General features: G+C 60.0%; 26 protein-coding genes. 16 read left to right on the top strand and 10 right to left on the bottom strand.

The annotated features are described in order from the left end of the window. Nucleotides 1-445 precede the first annotated feature (445 nt). Nucleotides 446-1,210 (top strand): LuxR C-terminal-related transcriptional regulator, encoded by a 765-nt coding sequence (locus GFM02_RS17870; protein WP_168322324.1) that lies wholly within the window; start codon nucleotides 446-448, stop codon nucleotides 1,208-1,210. Nucleotides 1,211-1,328: 118 nt separating this feature from the next. Then, nucleotides 1,329-1,577: a hypothetical protein gene (locus GFM02_RS17865; RefSeq protein WP_020048412.1), complete on the top strand. Its 249-nt coding sequence runs from the start codon at nucleotides 1,329-1,331 to the stop codon at nucleotides 1,575-1,577. 9 nt (nucleotides 1,578-1,586) lie between these two features. Here the strand turns inward: GFM02_RS17865 and GFM02_RS17860 are convergent, their stop codons facing one another. Together GFM02_RS17860 and GFM02_RS17855 are read right to left on the bottom strand one after the other, a co-directional pair. Then, nucleotides 1,587-2,063: an SDR family oxidoreductase gene (locus GFM02_RS17860; protein WP_246792287.1), complete on the bottom strand. Its 477-nt coding sequence runs from the start codon at nucleotides 2,061-2,063 to the stop codon at nucleotides 1,587-1,589. A gap of 288 nt (nucleotides 2,064-2,351) precedes the next feature. Beyond that, nucleotides 2,352-2,549, bottom strand: coding sequence for a hypothetical protein (locus GFM02_RS17855; protein WP_168322322.1), 198 nt, complete (start codon nucleotides 2,547-2,549; stop codon nucleotides 2,352-2,354). Between the two features lie 411 nt (nucleotides 2,550-2,960). Between GFM02_RS17855 and GFM02_RS17850 the strand changes: the two genes are divergently transcribed. Then, entirely contained in the window at nucleotides 2,961-4,118 is a 1,158-nt protein-coding gene (locus GFM02_RS17850) for a patatin-like phospholipase family protein (protein WP_205930368.1), read from the top strand. 40 nt (nucleotides 4,119-4,158) lie between these two features. Continuing rightward, nucleotides 4,159-5,040: a DUF3313 domain-containing protein gene (locus GFM02_RS17845; RefSeq protein ID WP_205930363.1), complete on the top strand. Its 882-nt coding sequence runs from the start codon at nucleotides 4,159-4,161 to the stop codon at nucleotides 5,038-5,040. Between the two features lie 271 nt (nucleotides 5,041-5,311). Here GFM02_RS17845 and GFM02_RS17840 read toward each other — a convergent pair whose 3' ends face one another. After that, complete coding sequence (locus tag GFM02_RS17840; RefSeq protein WP_168322320.1) at nucleotides 5,312-8,449, bottom strand: efflux RND transporter permease subunit; 3,138 nt, start codon at nucleotides 8,447-8,449, stop codon at nucleotides 5,312-5,314. Continuing rightward, nucleotides 8,446-9,474, bottom strand: coding sequence for an efflux RND transporter periplasmic adaptor subunit (locus GFM02_RS17835; RefSeq protein ID WP_168322366.1), 1,029 nt, complete (start codon nucleotides 9,472-9,474; stop codon nucleotides 8,446-8,448). Before GFM02_RS17835 ends, GFM02_RS17840 begins: the two co-directional genes overlap by 4 nt. A gap of 692 nt (nucleotides 9,475-10,166) precedes the next feature. On the opposite strand from GFM02_RS17835, the gene GFM02_RS17830 reads away from it, so the two are divergent. Next, nucleotides 10,167-10,541, top strand: a complete 375-nt coding sequence (locus GFM02_RS17830; RefSeq protein WP_168322319.1) for a hypothetical protein — start codon at nucleotides 10,167-10,169, stop codon at nucleotides 10,539-10,541. 228 nt (nucleotides 10,542-10,769) lie between these two features. Next, nucleotides 10,770-11,015, top strand: a complete 246-nt coding sequence (gene acpP, locus GFM02_RS17825; protein WP_020048420.1) for an acyl carrier protein — start codon at nucleotides 10,770-10,772, stop codon at nucleotides 11,013-11,015. Between the two features lie 163 nt (nucleotides 11,016-11,178). Here acpP and GFM02_RS17820 read toward each other — a convergent pair whose 3' ends face one another. The 6 genes from GFM02_RS17820 to GFM02_RS17795 all read right to left on the bottom strand — a co-directional run bounded on the left by GFM02_RS17820 (nucleotide 11,179) and on the right by GFM02_RS17795 (nucleotide 16,496). Beyond that, nucleotides 11,179-11,904 (bottom strand): SDR family oxidoreductase, encoded by a 726-nt coding sequence (locus GFM02_RS17820; RefSeq protein ID WP_168322318.1) that lies wholly within the window; start codon nucleotides 11,902-11,904, stop codon nucleotides 11,179-11,181. 11 nt (nucleotides 11,905-11,915) lie between these two features. After that, nucleotides 11,916-12,977, bottom strand: coding sequence for an ABC transporter ATP-binding protein (locus tag GFM02_RS17815; protein ID WP_020048422.1), 1,062 nt, complete (start codon nucleotides 12,975-12,977; stop codon nucleotides 11,916-11,918). Between the two features lie 60 nt (nucleotides 12,978-13,037). Further along, entirely contained in the window at nucleotides 13,038-13,244 is a 207-nt protein-coding gene (locus GFM02_RS17810; protein ID WP_003545406.1) for a DUF2160 family membrane protein, read from the bottom strand. A gap of 4 nt (nucleotides 13,245-13,248) precedes the next feature. After that, nucleotides 13,249-14,085, bottom strand: a complete 837-nt coding sequence (locus tag GFM02_RS17805; protein WP_018447077.1) for a carbohydrate ABC transporter permease — start codon at nucleotides 14,083-14,085, stop codon at nucleotides 13,249-13,251. A 4-nt stretch (nucleotides 14,086-14,089) separates the two neighbouring features. Beyond that, complete coding sequence (locus GFM02_RS17800; RefSeq protein WP_168269114.1) at nucleotides 14,090-14,965, bottom strand: carbohydrate ABC transporter permease; 876 nt, start codon at nucleotides 14,963-14,965, stop codon at nucleotides 14,090-14,092. A gap of 97 nt (nucleotides 14,966-15,062) precedes the next feature. Beyond that, the gene (locus tag GFM02_RS17795; RefSeq protein ID WP_168269112.1) at nucleotides 15,063-16,496 is read right to left on the bottom strand and encodes an extracellular solute-binding protein; all 1,434 of its coding nucleotides are present in this window, start codon (nucleotides 16,494-16,496) and stop codon (nucleotides 15,063-15,065) included. 298 nt (nucleotides 16,497-16,794) lie between these two features. Here GFM02_RS17795 and GFM02_RS17790 point away from each other — a divergent pair, with 298 nt between their 5' ends. The 10 genes from GFM02_RS17790 to GFM02_RS17745 all read left to right on the top strand — a co-directional run bounded on the left by GFM02_RS17790 (nucleotide 16,795) and on the right by GFM02_RS17745 (nucleotide 26,649). Next, complete coding sequence (locus tag GFM02_RS17790; protein WP_020048426.1) at nucleotides 16,795-17,679, top strand: sugar phosphate isomerase/epimerase family protein; 885 nt, start codon at nucleotides 16,795-16,797, stop codon at nucleotides 17,677-17,679. Between the two features lie 62 nt (nucleotides 17,680-17,741). Then, complete coding sequence (locus tag GFM02_RS17785) at nucleotides 17,742-18,956, top strand: ROK family transcriptional regulator (RefSeq protein WP_168322317.1); 1,215 nt, start codon at nucleotides 17,742-17,744, stop codon at nucleotides 18,954-18,956. Between the two features lie 30 nt (nucleotides 18,957-18,986). Then, entirely contained in the window at nucleotides 18,987-19,964 is a 978-nt protein-coding gene (locus GFM02_RS17780) for a tagatose kinase (RefSeq protein WP_168269106.1), read from the top strand. Then, nucleotides 19,964-21,241: a D-tagatose-bisphosphate aldolase, class II, non-catalytic subunit gene (locus GFM02_RS17775; RefSeq protein WP_168322365.1), complete on the top strand. Its 1,278-nt coding sequence runs from the start codon at nucleotides 19,964-19,966 to the stop codon at nucleotides 21,239-21,241. Before GFM02_RS17780 ends, GFM02_RS17775 begins: the two co-directional genes overlap by 1 nt. Nucleotides 21,242-21,270: 29 nt before the next feature. Further along, a complete protein-coding gene (locus tag GFM02_RS17770; RefSeq protein WP_168269104.1) occupies nucleotides 21,271-21,996 on the top strand; it encodes an SDR family oxidoreductase in 726 nt (241 codons plus the stop codon). An 11-nt stretch (nucleotides 21,997-22,007) separates the two neighbouring features. Continuing rightward, nucleotides 22,008-22,781 (top strand): SDR family NAD(P)-dependent oxidoreductase, encoded by a 774-nt coding sequence (locus GFM02_RS17765; protein ID WP_168269102.1) that lies wholly within the window; start codon nucleotides 22,008-22,010, stop codon nucleotides 22,779-22,781. 137 nt (nucleotides 22,782-22,918) lie between these two features. Further along, complete coding sequence (locus GFM02_RS17760) at nucleotides 22,919-23,743, top strand: class I fructose-bisphosphate aldolase (RefSeq protein ID WP_020048431.1); 825 nt, start codon at nucleotides 22,919-22,921, stop codon at nucleotides 23,741-23,743. A gap of 22 nt (nucleotides 23,744-23,765) precedes the next feature. Further along, a complete protein-coding gene (locus tag GFM02_RS17755) occupies nucleotides 23,766-24,920 on the top strand; it encodes a Gfo/Idh/MocA family protein (RefSeq protein ID WP_168269099.1) in 1,155 nt (384 codons plus the stop codon). Continuing rightward, the gene (locus GFM02_RS17750) at nucleotides 24,920-25,591 is read left to right on the top strand and encodes a D-lyxose/D-mannose family sugar isomerase (RefSeq protein WP_168322316.1); all 672 of its coding nucleotides are present in this window, start codon (nucleotides 24,920-24,922) and stop codon (nucleotides 25,589-25,591) included. The genes GFM02_RS17755 and GFM02_RS17750 overlap by 1 nt, the downstream gene beginning before the upstream one ends. Then, nucleotides 25,591-26,649, top strand: coding sequence for a carbohydrate kinase family protein (locus tag GFM02_RS17745; RefSeq protein ID WP_168322315.1), 1,059 nt, complete (start codon nucleotides 25,591-25,593; stop codon nucleotides 26,647-26,649). Before GFM02_RS17750 ends, GFM02_RS17745 begins: the two co-directional genes overlap by 1 nt. Nucleotides 26,650-26,753: the final 104 nt, after the last annotated feature.

Raw genomic sequence — 26,753 nt, 5'->3', positions numbered from 1 at the left:
CACAGTTTCACTAATCATAACGGGTAGTCAGCGATCTCAGGCTTTTGTTGATTTTCGCGTTTGTCGTTTTGCTGTCGGATCTGTGACTGCTTTGAATTGAGATATGGAAACAAGGCCGAGCCGATCGGCAGCTCGTTATATCCAATGGCGCTTTCCGAAGTGGGTCTGTAGCAGATTGGTTGCCTTTTCAGTGCCTTTGTAAGCTTTGTTGACCCGCTTGCCGTACGTGAATTCGACGAAGGCTGGAAAGTCTACGGCGACAAGTCGAACTGGCAGGAATTCATGAAAAAGCTCTTCAATGTTCTCTGCAATCCCAGTTATCTATCGTTGATATCTTATAAACTATAAGAATTATCATGAGAGATCAGACTATTGATATCTGATATACACTCACTTTTTCTCATGACATGTAGTGAGAACAGGAATAATATGAATAGCTGTTGCGTTGCAAATATTCGTGGGGAGCACGCAAGTGTCCGACATTACTGGAACTAGGCGCCGTATGGGGCGCAATGCACCAACTGTGATCATCATCGAGCATTCTACATTGGCGCGCACCACCGTGGTGAAACTTCTTGAGCGTGAACTCGCCGGATGGAACGTTACAGATTTGATCTCGACCGAGAGTCTCGATAGTGCTCTTGGAGCTGAGGTGCGTTTGATTGTATTGGGTCTGGCCGGCAGAGGTGTTGAGAGCACCAGCCTGCGTGATGATCTCGCGGCGATTGCTGCACGTTTTCCTGAGGCCCCTGTCACGTTGCTCTCAGGTACGGATGACGCCATCATAGCCCGTCAGGCACTCAAGATGGGCATCCGCGGCTTTTTCTCGACTTCACTTCCCGTTGACATTGCTCTTGCCGGTCTTCGTCTCGTTCTGGCAGGAGGAACATTTTTCCCGCAGCTATTGGGAGCTGTTACAGCAGGCTCAAGCGAGCATACTCCGGCCAGAAGTGAAGCCGAAAAGAGCTTGGATGATAGGACGCAGTACCTGGCGATTGCTGATTTCACTCCCCGGGAAGCGGATGTCCTCGCAGAGCTGCAATGCGGCTGCTCAAATAAGGTCATTGCAGGAAAACTCAATTTGTCGGGGCATACGGTGAAGATGCATTTGCAACACATAATGCGCAAGCTGCAGGCGCAGAACCGCACTGAAGTGGTTGCCCGCTTAATTCAAAGAGCCGCCAGTGGGCCTGACGTCTCGCCGAGTTAGGCGGTGTCGCCAGTACCGGGGAGTATCGGCGTTCGTTCGTGTCAACGGGTCTCATATCGTGATGCCCTGACGGGAACCGCGACTCCCGCCGTCCGTTACCCTTTGAGGAACGGAGGACATGGACATGCGCAAGAAAAAAGCCATCGTCGAGGCGGCGCTCGAGTCCGAGTACGAGCGCCAGGCACTGGGGATTATGAATACGGAGCAAGCGCTGAAGCTTGAGGATTCCGACGGTCTTGTCTTCAGCCATCCGGATAAAGAGGCCGGCGTGACGGATCACTTTGTCGATCAAGATGAGCTGCGCCGGTTGGTGCGGCGGTCAACCTCGCCGCTTCCCGTGCAATCGCAGGATCGTACGGCACGTTAGCCCTGAGCTTCAGGCAATCATATAACCGCCGTCCACCGGCATCGATATGCCATTCACCATCGCAGTCTGATCGGAGATCAGGAAAAGAACAACCTCGGCACTGTCTGCCGGCTCAGCGAAGCGACCGACCGGAATTCGCTTCATCATCCCGCGACCTTTTCGTGATCGCTCGACCAATGTCTCTTCGATCATCAACGTCAGAGCGTCGATGTCTGCCAGCAAGGCGTCGCGCAGAGACAGTTCGGTTGAGCGTTCGGTCCTGAGGCGCAACCGCGTCAACGGCGTTCTCAGGTCGTGACTGATGGCACGCAGCATGCGCGTCCGCGCTTCGATCATCCCGCGGACGCGGCTCCGCATATCGTTCAATGACTTCGCGAGCGTGCGGATTTCCGGAGGCCCCCTTTCCTCGAAGGGCCGCTCGGGCCCTTTGTCCGGATCCAGATCGCGTGCTGCCTGGGAAAACCGCTGAAGCGGCGAGGCGATCATGCGACTTCCATAGAGGGACAATAGAATGACCGGCACGAACATGGCCATGGTCGCGAGGAAGTCGCTGATCTCGCGATCTGTGATGCGGTAGGATCCAACATTCATCAAAACCGTACGGCTGGGCGGTTATATCTTCACGCCTGAGGTTTCGGTGACGCGCGACTAGCACGATGCGAGGATTCAAAGATCGCGACGCGCTTTAGTGTCAGCCAAGCCCAAGTTCACGAGCGCTGCCGGGCGCCGATGATCCGGTTGAACAGGAACTTGCGTCTCTGAAGCCCATGAGCGTCATGGCCTTGCGCGAACCGGATCGACTCTCTCTGCCGCCTGCGGAACACGTTGGAAATGCTTTGAGACAGACTGCCTCGTCGCTGCTTGCGCAAGCAGCTTTTCCATCTGTTCTAGAGATACGCGGTCAGCCTGCATCATCTGTCTGATCAGTGGGTCGTTCAGGATCTCGGCGATGGTCATCTCATGGTGGCGCATGGTTATCTCCCTTGTCGCCGACACGAATAGTCGATGCAGCAAGCCTGGCGATGTCAAAACGGCGACGAAATCAAGGCGGTTGGTGAAGTTATGTTTCCGGTCGGTTCTCGCCCCAGCGTGCGAAGCTTACAGCGCCGCGCGTCTTTTCAAGAGCCGCAAAGGGCGCTGCAGAGCTTTGAATTATGCAGCTGGCGGCAGCAGCGATGTCGACAGTGAACCGTGATGCGGAGCCGCGGTAAAGACGAGGGGTAACAACTCTTAACATCACAAAACCCAAGGCAATCGCGAATCCTGATTAATGCCATCAGACGCGATCCGGAAGGAAGCTCGCGGGGCGACGCTCCACGGCCAGCGGCGATCTTGCCGCTCTGGGCCGTGGTCGAAGATAGGGCGACAAATTTGATTCGACTGATGGCCATCCTGATGCTGGCCCTTCTGGCCGGCTGCATGGCGCCGGACCGGATAACCTACAGCCCGAAGGCGGCCGCCAACGCCAATATCGAAGGGTTCGGCGATATCCGCACCTATGCGGATACCGGTCGGCAATTGCCCGATGCCCGTGCCTGGCTAGCCGTCCCGAGGCACAAGGACGTCAATTATCTCGTTTTGTCCGGCGGCGGGGCCGGCGGGGCTTTCAGCGTCGGAGCACTGAAGGCCTGGTCGGACAGGAAAGAGCGGCCGGAATTCGATATCGTCAGCGGCGTCAGCACCGGCGCACTGATCGCACCTCTGGCTTTCCTCGGTCCGACCTATGACGACACGCTCGTTGAGCTCTATACGAGCGGAGTCGCAAAGGAATTAGTCGATGCAGATTTTCTGCCGAAGGGGCTGCTCGGCCCAAGCCTGCTGAAGCAGGAACCGCTTCGCCGGATGGTCGAGCGACACCTGACGCAGAACATTCTGAAGAAAATCGCGTCCGAGCACTGCAGGGGACGGCGCCTGCTCGTCCTGACTTCCAATCTCGATTCCCAAAGACCCGTGATTTGGAACATGGGCGCCATTGCCAATAGTGGTCGGCCGGATGCGCTGAAGCTCTTTCAGGACGTGATCATCGCCTCGGCAAGCATTCCAGGGATTTTCCCGGCCGTGCTGATTAAGGCCGAGGCAGGCGGCCAAGAGTTCGAGGAAATGCACTCGGACGGAGGCACGTCATCGCAGATCCTGACGATCCCCGAAGGCTGGATGGCGAGGCCGCAGCAGGCGGCGTGGCCGAAGGGTCTCAAGCTGAACATGTATGTCATCGTCAACAACGCCCTCATGCCGGAGTTCTTGACGACGACGAACAACACGCTGGCGGTCATGGCCAGGGCGAGTTCAGCCCTCATCAAGTCACAGACACGCAGCGCATTGGTCGCCACCTACGTCTACTCCCAGAAGAACGGCATTCGCTTCCGTGTCGCTTCGATCGACAGGCACATCCCCTACAAGATGACCGACCCCTTCAACACCAGCTATATGCGCGCCGCATACAACCTTGGATACGCAAAGATGGCGAGTGGCACGCTGTGGAAAGACCAGCCGATCTTTACCGATCTCGCCGCCGCTGAACCCGCTCAAGCCTCGCAATAGTCCACCGATCTCTCGCACTTTCCAACCCTAGGAGAACGAAATGTCACATTCCCGCATTGGCCCGGCCACCATTCGGCGCCATTGTAGTCCGGCGGCCCCGGCGCTCTTGTCTTGCCTGATCGTCTCAATTGCCGCAGGTTGCGCCGCAGTGCCGCTGGAAGAGGCGCACACGCTGGCATCCTACGACGGCCTGACGTCGAACAATGGCAAAATCACCAAAGCAAAATTCAAGGTCGACCCGAACGATCTCGCGACGGCTAAGACCATCTACATCGAGCCGGCGACGGTTTCGCCGAATGCGGCGCCTTCCATCAAGAAGCCTTCCGATCAGGCCCTTGTCGCCAATGTGATCAGCCGCGCCCTGTGCGTCGGCGTCAGCGACCGTTTCCAGGTTGTCGACCGGCGGGAGAATGCCGACGTCGTCGTTCACGCCACTGTCACCCGCATCGTGCCGACGAACGCAGCAATGGCCGGAGTATCGACCGCGACCTCGCTCGGCGCATCGCTCGTCTCTCCGGTTCCCGTACCGCGACTGCCAATGGGTCTGGGAGGTCTTGCGGTCGAGGCTGAAGCGACGACAAGAGACGGCAAACAGGTGGGCGCCATGGTCTGGGCCAAGAGCGCCAACGCCATCACCACGAGCGCACGCGTTTCGCAGGTCGGCGACGCCTACTCGCTCGCCTCGAGCTTCGGCAGCGATTTCTCCAAGATGCTCGTCACCGGCAAGACACCCTATAAAGGGTTGCCCAAATTCCCGTCGGCCCAGAAGATCAAGTCGAGCCTCGGCGGAAGGCCGAAATATCCCGCCTGCGAGCGGTTCGGCCGTTCACCCGGGGTCAAGGACTTCGCGGCCTCGCAAGTCGGCCTGCCACCATCCTGGACGGACAAGCGGCCCACGGTCGTCGGTCAATGGTCACCGTGACGGACGCGATGATCGAAGCCTTGCCGGTAAACTCGTTTCGCTTTGTCTGCCGGACCGGCTGATCAAGCCTACATCGCTTGATGTGTAGGACGGCGCCCGGTTTAATCTTCTGTGATGCGTCATCGCCGACATCCCCGGATGTCGGCGGAGTTGCTTGCGGCCACCCGGTTGAGAGGGGCATGAACCGCCCTCCGCCATTGGCGCCGGTTCGTCCGCGACGCGACCAACCCACCGGGCCGGCTCATGCTCTAACTATTTAAATTAGAACAGCTTACTTTGCCAGGCTGATCTTGGCGCTATGGGGCCTCTGGTCGTTCGAATTTCTTTCCTGCTTGTCAGTTGCCGGCAAAGCCTCGTGCTGTTTCGCGCCGACAATTCGCCTGAGGAATTGGAGGAAATCGTCGACGAAGGTGAAGATGACGGGAATGACCAGGAGGCTGAGGACGGTTGAGGTCATCAGACCGCCGATCACCACGATTGCCATTGGTTGGCGAAAGCTCGCATCACCACCGCTGAGGCTGAGAGCAACAGGGAGCATGCCGCCACCCATCGCCATCGTCGTCATGACGATCGGGCGGGCGCGTTTGTGGCATGCATCGACGAGGGCATCGAAGCGCGAGACGCCGGTGCGTCGCGACATGATCGCGTATTCGACCAGCAGGATGGAGTTCTTCGTCACCACCCCCATCAGCATCAGCAGACCGATGACAACAGGCATGGAGAAACTGGTCCCCGTCAGCACGAGCGGCAGAAGAGCGCCACCGAGTGACAGCGGAAGCGCCATGAGAATTGTCAGCGGCTGGAGGAAGTCGTGGAAGAGCAGGACCAGCACGGCGTAGATGCAGAAGACGCCAATTGCCATGGCGACGCCGAAGCTGCCGAACAGGTCGGACCTGCGCTCCAGCTCGCCCTGTTCGACGAGCCTCACGCCTTCAGGAAGGTTCTGAAGCGCGGGCAGGGCCTGGGCCTCGCCGTAAACATCGCCGAGTACCCGATCATTGAGCTCGACCGAGAGCATGACGTTGCGCGATCGGTCGATCCGGCTGATTTCAGACGGGCTGCCGCCGATCCGGATATTGGCGACCGAGCCGAGGTCGACGCTGCCTCTGCTGCCGGCGACGCGAAGATTGGCGATGTCATCGAGCGTCGTGCGGTTGCTCGGATCGAAACGAACGCGGATGGCGAGTTGGCGTTGCGGCAGGTTGAGCTTGGCGAGAGCGGCGGAATAGTCGCCGCTGGTTGCAACGCGCACCGCCTCCGACATCGATTCCGCCGTTACCCCAAGGGCGGCGGCCCGGTCGAAATCCGGGACGATCTGGATCTCAGGAGCCTGGAGCGAGGCGCTTGACGTCACCGCCCCTATGCCGGGCAGCGACCGAAGCTGTTCCTCAAGCGCGCCCGCCGCCTTGTCCAGCGCACCCGCATCGTCGCTGGCGAGCGTAATGTCCAGCCTGGTGCCGTTGCCTCCTGAGCCCACCTGGATCCGCGCGCCAGGGAGAACGCCGAGCGCCTGCCGGATATCGTTTTCAATATCCTGCTGCGAGCGCTGTCGATCGCCGATCTTCTTGAGATTGACCACGAGGGATGCGCTTCCCGTATCGACCGTCGTCATGGCATCCAGAAGATCGCTCGATGAAACGGTTCCGACAGCGGTGAACACACGGGTCACATCAGGCAGATCGGAGATGATAGCGCCCGCGCGCCGCGCGGTCGCGTCGGTCTGCTCGATCGGCGTGCCCGGCTGCAACGTGATGGTGACCTGCGTTTGCGCATCGTCGGAAGCCGGCAGGAAGCCGGAACTGAGCAGCGGGATCGCCGCCAGCGACAGGCCGAGGAAAACGAAGACGCAGATTATGGTGGGCATGCGGTGGTTGAGGCAGATTTTGACGAAGGCCATGTAGCCCCGCATGATCCGTCCGTCCTTGGTCTCGACGGGCTGAATTTTCATCATGTAGGCGGCCATCATGGGCGTCAAAAGCCGTGCGACCAGCAGCGAGGCAAGAACCGCGATCGAGGCCGTCACGCCGAACTGCCGGAAGATCAGTCCCGGAATGCCGCCCATGAAAGCGGTCGGCAGAAAGACAGCGACGAGTGTCAAGGTCGTGGCGATGACGGCAAGGCCGATTTCGTCGGCCGCCTCGAGGGCTGAGTTCTTCGCCGACTTTCCCATCTGCATGTGGCGGGTAATGTTCTCGATTTCGACGATTGCATCGTCGACGAGGATGCCGACCACCAGCGAGAGCGCCAGGAGCGTCACCGTGTTGAGGCTGAAATCGGCCAGATACATGACAACAAAGGTCGGAATCACCGATAGCGGCAGCGCCACCGCGGACAGGAACGTCGCCCGCCAGTCGCGCAGGAAGAGCCAAACCACGATAACAGCGAGGATCGCCCCTTCGTAGAGCATCTGCATGGAGCCGTCGTAATTCTCGATGATCGGCCCGACCGTGCTATAGGCCTCGACGATTTCGACATCGGGATTGGCCTTGGCGAAGTCCCGTATCGCTGTTTTAATAGCCGCGGCGACAGCGGTGTCGGAGAAACCGTTCGAACGCTTGATCTCCACGGCGATGACCTGCTTGCCGTCGAGATAGGCGATCGACGAGCGGTTGGCAAAGCTGTCCGTTACCGTGCCGATTTCGTTAAGCCGCACCTGCGCGCCACTCGGAAGCGGAATTGCGAGCGCCTCCAGTTCCTCGATCGAGGAAACCGCTCCGAGCGTTCGGATCGCCTGTTTTGTCCCTCCGATATCCCCTCGTCCGCCCGAACTATCGGACTGGACGGACCGCAGTCTCGACGAGATGGTCGCCGCGTTGATGTTGAGCGAACTCATCAGCTGCGGGTCGAGGTCGATATGCACTTCGCGGTCGACGCCGCCGACGCGGCTGACGCTGCCCACTCCCCGGACGGCAAGCAGCGCTTTCGTCATCTCGTTGTCGACGAACCAGGAAAGCTCGGTCTGATCGAGCCGGCCGGACCGAACGGCGTAGGCAATCAGCGTCGACTCCTGAATCGTGGTCCTTGTCACGCTCGGAGGCTGCATGGCAGGGGGGAGATCCCCGCTCGCGCTGTCGACGGCGTTACGCACTTCATTCAGCGCTTCCTCGCCGTCCTTGCCGATCTGAAAGGACACGTTGATCATGACCGTCCCGTCGGTGATCGTCGTCGTGATGTGGTCGAGAAGGCCGAGCGAGGCGATTTTGTCTTCGAGCTTCCGGGCGACTTCGGTTTCAAGTTGAGCCGGGGCGGCGCCCTCAAGGGTGGCGTTGATCTGAACCGTCGGAAGATCGATGTCTGGAAAATTCTGCACGGAGAGCCGCTCGAAGGCGATAAGACCGCCGGCAGTCAGCAGAATGAACAGAAGGACGGCGGGAACCGGATTTCGGATGGACCAGGCAGAGACGTTCATCGTGCTTTTCCTTCCACACGCACGAGCGCGCCGTCCGAAAGGAAGGCGCCGCCCGTTGCCACGACCTTTGCCAAGCGATTGAGGCCGGAGAGGATTTCCACCTCGCCGTCGTTACGGCGGCCGGTTTCGACCCGGAGACGTGTGGCGCGCTTGTCTCCATCGACCGTAAACAGGTAGTTGAGACCGTCGCGCACAAAAAGCGCGGTCTCCGGTACGGTGAGGGCGGCTTCTGTCCCGAGTTCGATCTGCCCGGTCGCATAGAGGCCAATCGGCGGATGCGCCTCGGCCGGTAGGGAGATGTAGACGAGCGCCCTGCCTGTGTCGGCGCTGACCGTTGGGACGACGAGACGAACCGTTCCCTTTATCTGCTGGCCGCCCGGACCATGAATCGTCGCCGCCAGGCCTTCCTTGATGAATGGGCGGTATCGCGCCGAGACCTCGGCCTGCCACTCGACTCGCTGTTGGCGCACGAGACGGAACAGTTCTGTGCCGGACGCGACGACCGCGCCAAGCTGGGCGGAGCGAGAGGTAATGAGACCGTCGTCGGCTGCCACAATCGTGGTCTGCGAAAGCTTGATCCTTTGGCCATCGACAAAAGCTTCGGCGGATTCGACGCCAGCGATTGCCGTTTGCTCGGTGCTTAGATATTCGATGATCTTCTCATCCGACAGAACGCCGGTTTGCTTCATCTTGCGCGCGCGCTCGGCGTTTGTCTCGGCCTTGGCAAGCTCGGCTTTGGCCGTCGCCAGAGAGGCTTCCTCCTTTCGCAGATCGGCGCGGACGGCGTCGTCGGCGAGGCGCGCAAGTGGCTGGCCTTTCGTCACGACAGAGCCGACATCAACGAGAACATCGGTGATACGCAGGCCGTTGACCTCTGCAGCGCTAATCGCCTCGTGCCACGGCTTCAGCCAGCCGCTGGCAGGGACGGTTTCGGGCCATTGTCGTTCCGCAGGTTTTTCGACGGCAACGGTAAGTGCCGCGGCGCTGCTCTGTTGCGCGAGGGCGGCTCCCTGACAAGTAAGCAACGCGCCGCAAATAAGGCCAAGGATTAAGGGGAGGCGGTGCCTCAAAGCAGACTTCCTTTCATGAATTTCCTCCAGCCGGTGCGTAAAGTGCGTTCGCATGCCCGATGGCACGCGACCTCGCGGCGCATGGGCTCGCGGCGGGTTCGGCCGGGCGACCGCTGAAGGCCGCCTTTCTGTACTGGATGTAGCGGATCGACTGCTCGATGCGGTCAAAGATTGGCAAAGTTCAGTTAAGTTAGATTAAGCCGAAGGTTGAAGGCCGCGGGCAGCCCTGAAAGCGGCGCGATGAGGACGTCGAGATTGACGGCCAGCCGACATCAGGAAAGTCGCTGAACAGATGGGGCGATGTTCCTTGGCGAGGTGGTAGCGAGTCGAGGTGGCGATCCTTCGACGGTCGTTTGCGAGTCAAAAAAGCGCGGTTCGGCATCCTCGTCACCTGAGGACTGCATCCGATAGGCCGGGCGCTTCGGCACGTCCGAACCCCTTAACAAATCAAAATATAATTGGTGGTGACATTCGGGAGCGAGCCGAAGATGATCCGGATGATGTCATGGACCCCCTTGATGAGCCTCGGGTCTTTTCACATCGACCATGGCGGGCCATCCGGACCAGGCGTCGCCACGGAGCACTCACGAAATAGACGCCGTCTGCATTCCATCGTGGAATAGACCTGTGATGGGAAAGGAATTCTTATGTCCGTCGCGTGCCTGCCCAGGGACCGCTCTATTCAAGCGTCGCTCATCCCATTGATCGCCACCCTTGTCGTTCTGGCCAGCCAACCCGTCCGAGCCGACGAGCCGCTGGCAAGCGTTATCGCCGATGGCAAGCCATGGGAAATGCTCGTTGTGAAACGGCGGGCTTCCAATATTCTCGTGTTTCGACCGGACGGCGGCGGAACGATCAGCGACGGTCTGGCAAGCATCCATCCGACATGGAGAGCGGTTCCCGATGGAATTTGCATAACGCCCAAAGCCGGTGATGGCGAAAAATGCCTTGAGCTGACCCGGACGAAAGGCGGCATCGAGGCTTCGCAGAACGGCAGGACCGTTTGGGTGCTGAAGCGATGACGCTTATGGCAGTCTGCAGATACTGGCCGTCGGCGAGGCGAAGCCCATCGAACAGCGGCAAGTTTGCCAGTATCCATTGTCGCCATCGTCTTCTCACTATCCTTCCGGCATGGCCGTAAAGGTTTCGTCTAACCGATGCTTCGCGGTTTCCTCCTGGCTTTTTTCCGCCATTCCAGTCGCTCCATGCGCGGCCATTCGCGCGGAACCATCTCTAAAAGGACGTCTCACATGAATGCTGTTAGTCAGCGAGTTAAGGCCATCATCGCCTATTATCTCGATGTCCCATCTGAATTGGTTTTGGAAAATTCCAGTTTAATCGACGATCTGGGCGCCGACTCTCTCGGAGTGGTCGAGATTGTCCTAGCCATCGAGGAGGAATTCGGCCTCGATGTCGACGATGAGAAGGCCGATAAGATCTCAACGGTCGGCGACGCGATAAGATACATCGAGGAGGTGCGCACGCTTAGAGCATGATGCCGAAAAGTGTAAGCGGTTTTCGGACGCCATCCTGTTGTAGAGCATAAACGACAGATACTTCTCTATTGCCCGAGATCTTCTCAGCGTGCCATTGGATTGCACAACATGTTGTGTCTGTTCGATCCTTTGCTCGCAGGAAAAAGGCCCGGCGCTGTAGACATCAGGCAATCATGTAACCGCCGTCCACCGGCATCGATATGCCGTTCACCATGGCAGCCTGGTCTGAGAGCAGGAAAAGAACAACCTCGGCAATGTCTGCCGGCTCGGCGAAGCGACCGACGGGAATTCGCTTCATCATCCCCGCAGCCTTTTCGGGATCGCTCCATGCCTTCACCGCCATTGGCGTCAACGTCACCGTTGGGTGGACGCCGTTGGCGCGGATGCCGTGCGGCGCGAGCTCCTTTGCCATGACCCGCGTCAAGCCATCCAATCCACCCTTCGATGCACAATAGGCAGCGTGGTCGGGGATGCCGACGAAGGATGCGACCGACGAGACATTGACGATGGCGCCTGGACGGCCCTCCTTGATCAGCGAGCGGGCATATTCCTGAGCGACGATCATCGGAGCACGCGTGTTGACCGCGACGAGACGATCGAATGCTTCGACGGTTGTCTCCAGGAATGGCTGAAGCTCGGTCGTGCCGGCGCAGTTGACAAGGAAATCTGCGGGAAGGGCAGCGATTGCCACCTCTCTGGTCGCATCGGCATCGGCGAGATCGACCTGGATTGCCCGGCAGCCGAATTCCCCTCGCAGCGCTTCGACGTCGGCGCCGCTGCGGGTCAGGGCGACGACCTGCGCACCCCGTTCGACAAGCATCTTTACAATTTCGCGTCCGATGCCTTTGCCGGCGCCGGTCACGATCACCGTCTTTCCTTTGAACTCCATGGGTCGATCTCCTAAAGTCTCTGGCCTGTTTCCCGATCGAAAATATGCGCACGTCGCGGATCGATGTGGAAGTACATCGTCCGTCCGGGGTCGACCTCGATACGCTCGCGGATCAAGGCGTCGATCGGCACGCCTCCCGTGCGGCCGAAGATCAATGTCTCCGAACCCGTCGGCTCGAACACCGATACCTCGACCGGAACGCCTTCTTCGCCGATCGTGATATGCTCCGGTCGGATGCCGTAGGTAACGGCTCTTCCTTCATCTGCATTTGTATCCGCCATCGGAAGGGCGATGCCCTGGTCGGTGACGACGATCTTCCTGCCGTCGCGGGTGGCTATGCGGCCCTGAAGGAAGTTCATCGATGGGCTGCCGATGAAGCCGGCGACGAAGAGGTTGACGGGGAAGTCGTAGAGATCGAGCGGCTTGCCGATCTGCTCGACCCTGCCGTCGCGCATCACCACGATCTTGTTGGCCATCGTCATCGCCTCGATCTGATCGTGCGTGACGTAGACGGTTGTGGTCTTCAGCCGCTGGTGAAGCTCCTTGATCTCGACGCGCATGGTCACCCGGAGTTTGGCGTCGAGGTTCGACAACGGCTCGTCGAACAGGAAGACCTGCGGATCGCGGACGATGGCACGGCCCATTGCCACGCGTTGACGCTGTCCGCCCGACAGCTGCTTCGGATAGCGGTCGAGATAACGCGTCAGATCGAGGATCTCGGCAGCCCTGCCGACCTTCTCGGCGATCTCCGCCTTTGGACGCTTGGCCATTTTCAGCGGAAAGCCCATATTCTCGGCAACGGTCTTGTGGGGATAAAGCGCGTAGCTCTGAAACACCATCGCGATGTCACGCTCCTTCGGGGGAGCGTTGGTGACGACACGGCTGCCGATCCGGATGTCTCCGCTGCTGACCGTCTCCAGTCCGGCGATCATCCGGAGCAGGGTGGACTTGCCACAGCCGGATGGACCGACCAGCACGACGAATTCGCCGTCCTCGATGTCGACGCTGACGCCATGCATGACCTGAAGAGAGCCATATTTCTTGGTGACGTCGCTAACCTGTACGTTTGCCAATGTCGTTCCCCCTACAGCAGCGCGGTTTTTGTTTTGATGTCGTTGACGGAATTCATCATCTCATCCCTTCCAGACGATATAGGCGCCAAGGACTGCCGAGATTGCCGCCGCGAACCATACGGAAAGCCCGAACGGTTCGATGAACCGCATCCAGAACAGCGAGAGCGCGACCCAGATCACGATCGAGATGAAGAGCCGGTCGAACCAGTTCGTTTCGATCGGCAGGAAGCCTGGCTTAGGTTCGTTATTTTCTGATTGGGACGTCATCGTTTCATCCTTTCACGGCGCCGAAGGTCAGGCCGGCGACGATGTGACGCTGCACCACTGAAAAGACGATGAGCGCCGGAACCAAGGTCAGCATGGAGATCGCGGCCATGATGCCCCAGGCCGTCCCCGTCGTGGTCACATATTCCGACAGGCCGGTGGTGAGTGTCCGCGCATGGAAGTTGGTGAGTGTCGCCGCCAGCAGGTATTCGTTCCACGCAAATACCCAAGTCAGGATCAGCGTCACCGCAAGTCCGGGCCGTGCCAAAGGAAAGATGATATCATAGAGCACCGTCCATGGGCTCGCGCCGTCCATATAGGCCGCTTCGTCCAATTCCTTCGGAATGCCTTCCACCGTCGGGCGCAGCGTCCAGATGGCGAAGGGTAGGTTGAAGGAGCAATAGACCAGGATCATGCCCAGCTTGGAATCGGCGAGCGAGAAGTCGCCAATTCTGTAGACCTGCGTCAAAAGCAGGAAAAGCGGCAGCAGGAAGACGGCCGGCGGCGCCATGCGGTTGGTAATCGTCCAGAAGAAGATGCTTTCCTTGCCGGCGAGGTCGAAGCGCGTCAGGGCGTAGCAGGCAAGGAAGCCGAGCGTCGTGACGAGCAGCGCGTTGCCTGACGAAATGATCAGCGAGTTGAGCATGTATCCGCGCAAGGTCGGATTGGTCAGCACATCCTGGTAATTCTTCCAGAAGAAGCTCCGGAGAATGACATCAGGCGTCGAAAACAGGTCGAACGGCTGTTTCACCGATATGACGAAGAGCCAATAGATCGGGAACAGGGTGACGAAGCTTATCAAGGTCCACAGGAGGACCGGAAGCCAGGGATTTTTGGTCTTCATCGCTTCAACCTCTCTTCACGCGGGGTGCAATCAGGCCGACGTAGAGCAGCCAGCAGACGACGATGGTGAGATAGAGGACGATGACGGAGATCGCCGAACCGTAGCCGTAATTCGTCTTGGGAAAGACTTCCCTGAAGATATGGACGCCGATGTAGCGCGTCGACGAGCCCGGGCCGCCGCCGGTCAGCATCAGGACTTCGTCGACGGTGCGCAGTGCGTCCATCAGCCTGATGAACACCGTGGCGAGCAGGGCCGGGCGGATCAGGGGCAGCGTTATGTGCCAGAAGATCTGGCTCTTGCCGGCGCCGTCGATCTGCGCCTGCTCGAACGGGTCTGACGGAAGCGAGACGAGTGCGGCGATCAGCGATAGGGTGACGAGCGGTGTCCAGTGCCAGATGTCCATGACGACAGTGACCGTGAAGGCAGCAACCGCGCTCTGGCCGATATTCAGATCGTAGCCGAACCAGCTCCTAAGAAGATAGGGAATGATGCCGATCGACGGGGTGGTCATCAGCTTCCAGACCGAGCCGACGATGATCGGCGCCATGATCAGCGGCAGAGTATGGATCGTGCGAAACACCGCTTTTCCGGGAAAGTCCTTGAGCAGCGCCTGGGCGAGGATATAGCCGAGGACCAGTTCCGACACGACCGCGAAGAAAACGAATGCCAGGGTTATGCCGAGCGATGCCAGGAACTGCGGGTCGAAGACGAGCCGCCGATAGTTCTCAGCCCAGTTGAAGACCATGCCGGGGTTGGCCGCGAACGGGTTCCATGAATGGAAAGAGACCCAGAGGACATAGATGAACGGAAATATCCCGAACAGTCCGAGGATCACTATAGTCGGTGACAGCAACAGCCACCCGAGCTTCTGCGAATGCATCGCCTATCCCCCATTGAACACTATGTGGATGTCCGGCCCATCTGGGAACGGAAGATGACGGGTCGTCGGAACGACCCGTCAAGTTGGGGAGGATGTTTTATTTGCGATAGCCAAGCGAGGTGAGTTCTTCTTCGGCCTTGGCCGCCATCTGGTCGAGGCCCTCATCGGGCCCGATGTTGCCGGTCAGGATGTCGTAGAAGATAGGAGCGGTCGCTTCACGCACCTGCGCATGGAAAGGGTAGGCGGGAGCGCCGGCGAAGAGCTTGCCGTCGTCCTTCAGCATCGTGTAGAAGCCACCGAGCTTGACGTCCATCTCCTTCACCTGCGGATCGTCGAACGTCGCCGCATTGGTGATGCGCGGTGCGGCGATGGCCCAATCGGGCTGCACTTCGTTCTGGCCGATGAATTCGAGGAACAGCAGTGACGCTTCCTTGTTCTTGGACGTGACCGGCACGCCGAAGGCACCGCCATCGTAATAGCCGATATAGCCCTTTCCGGCTTTCGCGTCGTCCAGCACGCCCGGCTCGAGCGGCGGCAGAGCGAAACCGACCTGGCCGACTACCTTCGACTGCGCCGGATCGCTTGCGATCCAGGCGCCGTTCTCACCGTAGATCAGTCCCTGGGCGACACGGCCGGCTGCGAAGGTCGTTGCAGTTTCCGTCCAGGTTGACTGCGTCGATTCCGGAGGAGCGATGTCGCGCAGGTGCAGCCAGTACTTCAACGCTGCCTTCGCCTTGTCGCTGTTCATCGCGCCGCCATGTTCGACCGTCGCCGCATAGTTGTTCTTGGCGTCGATGCCCCAATTGTAGACGCCGAAGGTCGGCACGATGGACTCGAAGAATTCATACCAGGACGCCGGATGGCCTGTATGTGCCTGAGCGGTCGTGCCCCAGAGCTCCATGCCGTTGTCCTTGCCGTACTTCGTGAAGAATTCGGCGATCTCGGTGTATTCCGCGTGTGTGGTCGCCGGCTTCAGGTCCTTGCCGGTTTCCTTCTTGAAGGCTTCCTTGATCTTCGGATCGTCGAAGAGGTCCTTGCGATAGAGATACGCCTTCAGGAAGGCTTCCATCGGAACGCCGAAGAGATCGCCGCTCGAGTCCTTGAAGTAGTCGGCAAAGCTGGTGAAATTGGCGTCGTCGTAGGTCGGCGCCTTCAGATCAGGCTGTTCTTTCAGCGTCTTCGTGATGTCGACGAGGAAATTCCTGGCCAGATAGGAGTAGATGATGTCCTGCTCGATGTAGACCATGTCATAGATGCCGGTCTTGGCTTCCATGTCCTTGATGGCCTTGTCGTACATCTGATCCCAGGACGTCGTCTCGATGTCGACCTTGATGCCGGTCTTTTTTTCGAATTCCGGAGCGAGCACGTTTCTAATGTAGTTCGATGGCGGGGTGCTTTCGGTGACGCCGTGCAGTGTCACGCCTTTGAATTTGGCGCCGGCGTCGGACCAGAAATCAGCCCAGGCCGGCGAAGCAGTGGCGGCGAGGCTGAGCGTCAGCGCAAGCGCGCTAGCCTTCAAAGCATAGTTCATTTTCAATCCTCCCAAAGTGCAGCGAGATCATTTCGCCGGTCCTTTGTGTAGGCCAAAAAAACTAACGACGCAACATTTGTTGTCTAAACATGCAAATCGTTGATCTATCCCATTGATTTTTGCAGAAACTAAATTCCGGCAGAGGGTGCGATGCAAATCGCAAGGAGCGTAATATATTGCATCGCAAGGTAATTTTGCAAAGCAGCACAAAAATTGCCGACAAAATTATTTGTTGTCTTGCCAAACTAAATGGCATAGCACTGTCCGCAGCCAAAGGCATTTTTTGGAGGAAAAGGCTATGCGTCGATTGGGTATCCATTCATTTGTATGGACAGGCGGCCAAACGCAGGAAGGGCTGGAGATGGCCCTCAACAAGACGGCCGAACACGGATATCGCACCATCGAATTTGCCTATCTCCGCCCCGAGAAATTCAATCTCGATCGATTGGCAAAGCTTGCGCAGTCGCTTGACGTGGAGATTGGCGTGACGATGGGTCTGCCGCTCGACAGGGACGTATCGAGCGAGGACATGTCTGCTGTGTCCGCCGGCAAGCAGACGCTGGCCGACGCCGTTCGTGCGGTCCGCGATATCGGCGGCAACAAGCTCGGCGGAATTCTCTATTCGGCGCACACCAAATACAATCGCCAGCCGACGAAGAAAGGCTGGGACAACAGCGTCGCCGCGATCGCCGCGACTGCGGAAGTCGCGAGACAAGCGAACGTCGACCTCGTCCTGGAGATTGTCAACCGGTTCGAGACCAACCTGCTGAATACGGCGGCGCAGGGGTTGAAGTTCATCGCCGAGACCGGATCGGAGCATGTCCGTCTCCACCTCGACACGTTCCATATGAATATCGAGGAAGCCAATCCGGCCGCCGCGATCCGCCTGGCCGGCGACAAGATCGGTTACTTCCACATCGGCGAGAGCAACCGCGGTTACCTCGGCGACGGCGTTATCAACTTCGATCTGATCTTCGACGCTCTGCTCGACATCGACTACAAGCGCGACATCGTGTTCGAAAGCTTCTCGACGACGGTCGTGGATGAAGGCCTGTCGCTCGCCTGCGCGATCTGGCGCGACACCTGGGAGGATAATGATCCGCTTGCGGCGCACGCGAAGCGCTACATCGAGCTGAAATATGACGAGGCCAAGCGCCGCCGCGCCACAAACGCGCGGCCCTGATTATCCCTCTGACAGCCTGTTCCAGTCGTGTAAGGGTTGGGCCGACTGAAGGGAATTGAAATATGAACGACACCGTCTCCATCGGAAGCTCGCCGCGCAGGATCCGGCAGAACAATATCGTCGCCGCCTTGCAGACGATCTATGCCCACCGAAGCCTCAGCCGGGCGGATCTCGCCCGCAAGCTCGGGATGAATCGCTCATCCTCGGGAGAGATCGTCGCCGAACTGACGGAAGGCGGGTTCGTTCAGGAGTCGGACGAGAGCGGCAAGCAGCGCGTGGAGCATTCCCGTGCCGGGCGTCCTGGTATTATGCTCGAACTGGTCCCCGATGCCGCATTCTTCGTCGGGATAGAGATTGGCGTCGAGCATATATCGGCAGCAGTTGTCGATCTCTCCGCCGAAGTTCGGGCATGTCGGAAAATCGCGTTCGACACCATGTCGTCGACTGTGGAGGAGGCCGTGGCGCGGGGTGTCGAGCTGATCATCGGCGCGATGGCGAAGGGGATGATCGGACGGTGCAAGGGTCTCGGCATATCGGCGCCGGCCCACATCCGGCCGGACGGAATCGTCACCCTCGCACCCATCATCGGCTGGCGAGAGGTGTCGTTGAAGGAGATCGGCCGATCCGCCTTCCCGGCCGCCGTCCCGATCGCGGTTGAAAACGATGCCAACGCGTTTGCGATCGGCGACAGCTATCGTCACGGCGTCTCAGGCGTGACCTTGTTCCTGCTGATGGAAACCGGCGTCGGCGGCGGCATCATGATCGATGGCAAGCTGTTCCGGGGCGGCCACGGCCTGGCGGGAGAAATCGGCCACACCCTGGTGCCGGGAAGCGGCGGTCAGAAGTTTGAACAACTGATCGGTCGAGAAGTGCTGATCAGGCAGTATCGCGAGGCTATTGGACGTAAGCACGTCGATCTGCAGGAATTCCTTGGCGACGTTCACGACCGTGTCCCGGCCGCGGTCAATATCGCCGAAACTTGGTCGCGCCATCTCGCATATGCATTGCTGCAGGCCTGTCGTCTGCTCGACCCCGACAGGATTGTGCTGGGTGGCTCCGTGGCATCTCTCTACCCGATGGTGGCCGCCCGCGTGGCGGTCCACATGTCGGAGGGCCAGAGTATACCTTTCCCCACGCCTGACATCGTCGTGGACGATAATGCGGAGTTCGGTTCCGCCTTCGGGGCGGCGTGCATGTTGCACCAGCGCTTTCTATCATTGGAGAGCGAGGAATTCGGCGGCGAGGACGGTGCGCCGATCCAGTCGGCGACGAGTTGATGACAAGAACGATCGAAAGCAGGATTGCAAATGACTTTAGTACTGGCTCCGGACCCGCTTGGTCCCACCGTTTGCGTAGGGGAGATCCTCGTCGAGATCGTCGCCACGACGGTCGGAGACGGGTTTCTCGAAGCCCAGCCGCTCGTCGGTCCGTTTGCGAGCGGAGCGCCGGCGATCTTCATCTCGCAATGCGGCCGCCTCGGCGGCAAGGCGGCAATGGTCGGCGCAGTCGGCGATGACGATTTCGGCCGTGTCAATACCGATCGCCTCAAACGCGACGGCGTCGACGTTTCGACGATCTCGATCGATCCGGATTATCCCACGGGAAGCGCTTTTGTCCGCTACCGCAAGGATGGCTCCCGGGATTTCGTCTACAACATCGCCACATCAGCAGCTGCGCGCTTCGGCTGGTCTCAAACGGTCGGCGATCTTATCAATCGGAGCGGCCATCTTCACGTGATGGGTTCCGCTCTATCTGTCCCCAGTGCGCGCGCGGTGATCGACAAGGCGGTCGACATCGTCAGGGCGCGCGGGGGAACGCTCTCGGTGGATCCGAACATTCGCAAGGAATTGAAGCTGGACGAGGACACCGAGCGCCGCTTTTCCAAGCTTGTCGCTGCCGCCGATCTGCTTCTGCCGTCCGGAGAGGAGCTTGAGCGTGCCGCAGGTGTCGAAGGAGAGGCAGACGCGATCCGCCGCTTGTTCGAGGTGGGCGTCAAGGAGATCGTGCTGAAGCGCGGAGCCGAGGGCGCGACCTATTTCGGCAGGCAAGGGGACCGCATCGACGAACGAGCATTTGTCGTTCAAGAGGTCGACCCCACCGGCGCCGGCGACTGCTTCGGCGGTGCCTATCTCACCTGCCGGCGGCTCGGAATGTCTCCGCAGCAAGCTCTGACCTATGCCTCGGCCGCCGGCGCCCGCAACGTGACGGTCCTGGGTCCGATGGAGGGCGCCGGCACCCGTCAGGAACTCGATGCGTTTATCGCTTCAACGGAAAGGCGTCCGTGATGCAGGTGCATCTCAACGAACTGGCCAGGCTGAGGATCGAAGGCCACCCGAGAGGCGTGACCTCTGTATGCTCGGCCCATCCCATCGTGCTTCGAGCAGCACTCCGACACGGGCGGCAACAGGCAAGCACCGTCCTGATCGAAGCGACCTGCAACCAGGTCAACCACCTCGGCGGCTACACCGGAATGACGCCAAGCGACTTCGCGTCCCTCGTCCGCAAAATAGCAGTCGAAGAGGGGTGCCCCGAAAATCTCATCATTTTCGGCGGCGATCACCTCGGCCCCAATCCTTGGCGCGACCGCCCGGCCGAAGAGGCCATGGCCGAGGCGGAGACGATGGTTGCCGCTTATGTCGATGCGGGGTTTCGCAAGATTCACCTCGATGCCTCGATGGGCTGCAAGGGCGAGCCGGTGGCGCTCGACGACGAAACCACTGCCCATCGCGCCGCCCGGCTTGCAGCGGTCGCCGAGGCCTCGGCGAAGAGGGCCGGCGGCGCAATGCCGGTTTACGTCATCGGCACCGAAGTGCCGCCGCCAGGCGGGGCCGATCATGCCCTGACAACCATCGAACCGACGGCCGCCTCAGCGGCGCTGAAGACGATCGAAGTCCACCGCCGGATCTTTACGGAGGCCGGACTCGGCCAAGCATTTGGACGGGCCATCGGTCTCGTCGTTCAGCCGGGCGTAGAGTTCGGCAATCAGAATGTCATCCTGTACGACCGCAGCAAGATAGACGCGCTGAAATCGGTGCTCACCGAGGAGCCGCAGTTCGTCTTCGAGGCGCACTCGACGGACTATCAGGGAACCCGGCCTTTGACCGCGCTGGTGGAGGACGGCTTTCCCATTCTGAAAGTCGGTCCCGAACTGACCTTCGTCCTGCGCGAAGCGCTCTACGCGCTGGATGCGATCGCTTCGGACCTCTTGCCCGATTACGGCCAGCGTCCGCTCTATGCCGCGATGGAAGCGCTGATGCTCGATCAGCCGGGCAACTGGAGCCGCCACTACCACGGCACAAACGCCGAGATGCGCTGGCTGCGGCATTACTCGCTGTCTGACCGTATCCGCTATTATTGGGCGTCGGCTGAAGCACGAGGTGCCGTCCGGCACCTGTGCGAGGCCCTTCGAGGGCAATCCATACCGCTGCCCCTGCTTTGGCAGCATATGCCGGCCGCGCACGGCTTCGCAGATGCGCCGCTCGATCCGGAACAGGTTTTGATCTGGAGAGTGACGAAGAGTCTCTCGGACTATCACGCCGCCTGCGGCGTCGGGAAGAATTAACAATCAGCATCAAGACAGGAGGAAAATCGATGACGGAATTGAATGGGAAGATCGCGGCGGTCACCGGTGCTGCGTCCGGAATAGGGCTCGCTTCGACGGAGGCAATGCTCGCCGCTGGCGCGACGGTCGTGCTGGTGGACCGCGATGAGAAGGCCCTTGAGACTGTTTGTGCCAGGCTTGGCGAGCGCGCTGTTCCGCTGGTGCTCAACTTGCTGGATCCGCACCAGTGCGCGGGATTGCTCGAGGGCATCCTGTCGAAGACGGGCAAACTCGACATCCTGCATGCCAATGCGGGGACCTATATCGGCGGCGACCTGATGGAAACCGACCTCGATACCATCGATCGGATGCTCAATCTCAACGTCAATGTGGTCATCAAGAACGTTCGAAATGTCATTCCGCACATGATCGAACGTGGCACCGGCGACATTGTCGTCACCAGCTCCGTTGCCGGACATTCGGCGATTCCATGGGAACCGGTCTATTCGTCATCGAAGTGGGCGATGACGTGTTTTGTCCAGACGATGCGGCGCCAGCTTCTGAAAAACGGCATTCGCGTGGGGTCGGTTTCTCCGGGGCCGGTGATCAGCGCTTTGCTTGCAGATTGGCCGGAGGAAAACCTTCGCAAGGCGAAGGAGGCCGGAGCTTTGATCGAGCCCAAGGAAGTCGCCGACGCGATCATCTTCATGCTGACCCGGCCGCGCAACGTCACCATCCGCGACATCGTGGTGCTTCCAAGCGCCTTTGACATCTGAAGGAGCAGAACATGAGTTACCAGCAGAAATTTCGCCTCGACGGCGAACGGGCGGTGGTCACAGGCGGAGGGCGTGCGATCGGTCTCTGCTGCACCGAGGCGCTGGCGGAGGCGGGCGCCGCCGTCGTCGTCATCGAACGCAGCGAGGCCGATGCCGAGCAGGCGTTGGCTCTCCGGGACAGAGGCTACGACATCGAAGTCCGGGTCGGGGACGTCACCGACGCGGCCCGAATGGACGCGATCGCGGCTGAGCTCGCCGATAGCGGCCGGCCGGCGACCATCCTGGTGAACAATGCCGGAATTGGCCAGAGCGGCATCCCGGCGCAGGATCTCACCGACGCCGATTGGTTGCGCATGATGGACGTCAATCTCAACGGCGTCTTCTGGTGCTCGCGCGCCTTCGGTCGTTCGATGATTTCGATGAAACGCGGCGCCATCGTGAACCTCGGTTCGATGTCGGGGCACATCTGCAACCGGCCTCAACCTCAGACCGCCTATAACGTCTCTAAGGCGGCAGTCCATCACCTCACGCGTTCGTTGGCCGCCGAGTGGGCACACCACGGCATCAGGGTAAACGCCGTCGCCCCCACCTACATCGAGACGCCGATGGTGGTGGCCGTCGAAGCCAATCGGGAGCGTATCCCGCTCTGGCTCGCCGACACGCCGATGGGAAGAATGGGAACGCCGGAGGAGGTTGCCAGCGCGGTCCTCTTCCTCGCCTCGGACGCGGCCAGCCTCATGACCGGGGCGATCGTCAACGTCGATGCTGGGTTCACCTGCTGGTAGTCGGTCCCGGACGAGGTGCGAGCGGCAGCTCGTTCACACCTGGAAACCAGTATGGAAACGTTACCACATTATCTTGACTCGCATTTCTGCTGCGTTTATCCAAATGTGGAAACGTTACCATATTGGGAGGAAGTTTGATGAAATCCGCGCGGTTGAACCGACTTTTCGGCGTGTCTGGAAATTGTTTTGACGTTGCTATCGATCACGGCATGTTCAATGAACGGACCTTCCTCGCCGGCATCGAGAATATGAAGACGGCCATCGAGGTGATCGCGGATGCGGGCCCGGATGCCATTCAGCTTCCGCCGGGGACGGCACCCCTTCTGCAGGCGATCCCCGGCAAACATCGCCCGGCACTGGTGCTGCGCACCGACATCGCCAACATCTATGGCAATCCCCTGCCGTCTCAGCTGTTTTCCGAAATGATCGACAGGGCGGTGGAGCAGGGCGTTGCATTGGATGCTGCCTGTGTCGTCGTCAATCTTTTGATGCTGCCGGACCAGCCGGACGTCTATCGCGCCTGCGTGCGCAATGTGAACAGCCTGAAGCGCGAATGCGAAATCTACGGCATGCCGCTGATGGTCGAGCCGCTCGTCATGCAGGACAATTCCAAAGGCGCCTACATGGTCGATGGTGCGATCGACAAGATCCTGCCGCTCGTGCGCCAGGCGGCCGAACTCGGCGCCGATATCATCAAGGCCGATCCCTGCGACAATGTCGAGGAATATCACCGCGTGGTCGAGATCGCCCAAGGCCTGCCGGTGCTCGTGCGCGGCGGCGGTCGCGTTTCGGATCAGGAAATCCTGATCCGCACCAAGCAGTTGATGGAGCAGGGCGCCCGTGGCATCGTTTATGGCCGCAACGTCATTCAACATCAAAATCCCGCCGGCATGACGCGGGCCTTGATGGCGATCGTCCATGACAAGGCTTCCGTCGAGCAAGCCTCGCTGCATATTGGCTGACGCGCGTCTGGGAGGACATGTCATGACGAAAATATTCCGCTTCGGCGTCATCGGCTGCGGTCTGATGGGGCGCGAGTTCGCGAGTGCTGCGGCGCGCTGGCTGCATCTGGCCGATGTGAAGGCGCGACCGGAAATCGTCGCCGTCTGTGATACCAACGCGACGCTGCTCGACTGGTTCAGGGATCATGTGCCGACCGTTCGGCAGTTCACCGCCGATTATAAGGAGCTTCTGGCCAATCCCGAGGTCGATGCGGTCTATTGCGCTGTCCCGCATGTGCTGCACCAGCAATTCTACATCGACATCCTGAAGGCCGGAAAGCATCTTCTCGGTGAAAAGCCCTTCGGCATGGACGCCGCGCAGAACCGAGAGATCATGGCTGTTCTCGCCGAGCATCCCGAACGTCTGGTCCGCTGCTCGTCGGAAATGCCTTTCTTCCCCGGCGCGCAGAAGGTCATCGCGCTCGCAAAAAGCGGCGAGATGGGGGATATAATCGAAGTCGAGGCGGGTTTCCTGCACTCTTCGGATATCGACCGGCAGAAGCCGATCAACTGGAAGCGCATGGCCGATATCAATGGCGACTATGGCTGCATGGGTGATCTCGGCATGCATGTGCTGCACGTGCCGCTGCGTCTCGGCTGGCGCCCGACCACCCTGCATGCGCAATTGGTCAAGAAGGTCACCGAACGTCCGGACGGCAAGGGCGGCATGCTGCCCTGCACCACCTGGGACAATGCCACAATCAGCAGCCGCGTGCGCACCAGGGATCAGGATTTCCCGATGGTGCTGAAAACCTGGCGCATCGCGCCCGGCGAATCCAACACCTGGTACATCCGCGTTCTCGGCATGAAGAAGAGCGCATTCTTCAGCACGAAGTCGCCGCGCCAGTGGCAGTGGATGGATTATAATGGCGGTGCGCAGGCCTGGAGCACCGAGGATCTCGGCTATGGCTCGCTGTTTCCGGCCATTACAGGCAAGATCTTCGAATTCGGTTTTGCCGACGCCATACAGCAGATGTGGGCGGCCTTCGTCGATGAGCTTGCCGGAGGAAATGCCAACGGTTTCGGCTGCGCGACGCCGGCCGAGGCGCAGGCGCATCATGCGGTCCTGACGGCAGCCCTCAAATCCGGCCGCGAGGACGTCGTGGTACCGGTCGCGTATGACGGGGCGTCAGCCTGATGAAGCGCTCCGAGATCAATGCCGCGTTGCTGCGGGCAACCGAGGCCCTCGAGCGCTGGCACTGGTCCCTGCCGGCATGGGGCTCCTGGACGGCGGCGGATTTTGCCGCTCATCCCGAGGCATTGGCCTATTTGCGCGCCCATCAGCTGGGTTGGGATGTCACCGACTTCGACTCGAACCGCTTCGCCGAATGCGGTCTGGTGTTGTTCTGCCTGCGCAATGGCATCGTCGATATCCGGGGTGAGCGGACCTATGCCGAAAAGCTGCTCTTCGTTGGCGAAGGGCAGGTCACGCCGATGCACCGTCATGCGGCGAAGATGGAAGACATCATCAATCGCGCCGGTGGTGATCTCGTCATCGAATTCGCCGCAACCGATGCCGATGGCAATGTGCTGACGGAGGATGTGACGGTGCCGGTAGACGGCCTGCCGCACCGCCTCGCTGCATGGGAGTCGCTGATCCTCCAGCCTGGCCAGAGCGTGACGATCCGCACCGGGCTTTACCATCGCTTCTACGGCAGGAAAGGCGGCGGACCTGTCCTTGTCGGCGAGGTCAGCCAGGTCAACGACGACAACAGCGACAATTTCTTTCTGGAGCCGATCGCACGCTTTGCCGCGATCGAGGAAGACGAGCCGCCGCTGAGACCCTTGTGGAACGAAGGAGTGAGCTGATGCGAGCCGGGGAGGGGGTTCACGATCGCGACAGTCGGAAGCAGGGCGGCATCGTTTGCGCCGGAAACTTCATCGTCGATCGCGTCCACACCCTGTCCTATTGGCCAGAACAGGGCAATCTCGCGCATATACTGCACCAGGATCTGGGCGTGGGGGGCGGCGCGGCCAATGTCGTCACCGATCTGGCCTCGCTTGGGTTTCCGGGAAAGCTGGCGGCAGCGGGATGCATCGGCGCCGATCAGGACGGAGAGATCGTCAAGGCCCGCCTTGCACTTGCCGGTGTCGATGTCGGTGGGCTGACGGCGCTTGCCGACCGGGTGACGGCGCATACGCATGTCATGAATGTGCCCGGCCAGAACCGGACCTTCTTCTACCATGGCGGCGCCAACGATGCCGTCACGGACAAGCTTGTCTTACCCACAGCCTTCGCCAAGGCCGGCTATCGGCTGTTCTATCTCGGTTATCTCATGCTGTTGCCGGGTCTCGACCGCATTGGCCCTGACGGCCGTTCGGGAGCGTCGCGCCTGCTGGAAGCGGCGCGACGCTCCGGGCTGACGACCTGTGTGGATTTCGTATCGAGCGAAGACCCGGAATTTGCGAAGAAGGTCGGCGTCGCTCTGCCCTTCTGCGATTTCCTGATCATCAACGAGATGGAGGCGGGGCGGGCAACTGGCGTTATCGTTCGCGATGCGAAGGGAGATTTGATCGAGGCGGGGCTTTTGGAAGCAGGCGAGCGCCTGCTTGCGGCGGGCGTCCCCAAGGGCGCGATCATTCATGCGCCGGAAACCTGCTTCTGGTTTGCATCAGGCGCTTCCCCGATCATCACGCGGTCACGACCTGTCGATCCCGATGACATCGTCAGTACCGTCGGCGCAGGAGACGCCTTCTGTGCCGCCGTGCTCTACGGACTGCATGAGAACTGGCCGGTCGAGCAGATCTGCGCCGTCGCCCATGCCGCAGCCGCGCGTTGCCTTAAGGGTGCGACGGCCACTGATGGCATCCCCGACATGTCTGTCCTTCTTCGCGAGGCGAAGGAGGCGAACCCGCAATCCGCTTAGCCCATTGGCGTCGCTCAGCAGGGCGGCGCTGATCACTGTCCAGTCAGAATGGAGGAGAGATATGAAGCTATTTGTTATGGTAGCCGCGACCGGGGAGGCCGTGC

The sequence above is a fragment of the Rhizobium leguminosarum bv. viciae genome (assembly GCF_012276115.1).
Classification (GTDB): Bacteria; Pseudomonadota; Alphaproteobacteria; order Rhizobiales; family Rhizobiaceae; genus Rhizobium; species Rhizobium leguminosarum_T.
Note: the sequence above shows the minus strand (reverse complement) of the source record. Positions and strands in the feature narration are given on the sequence as shown.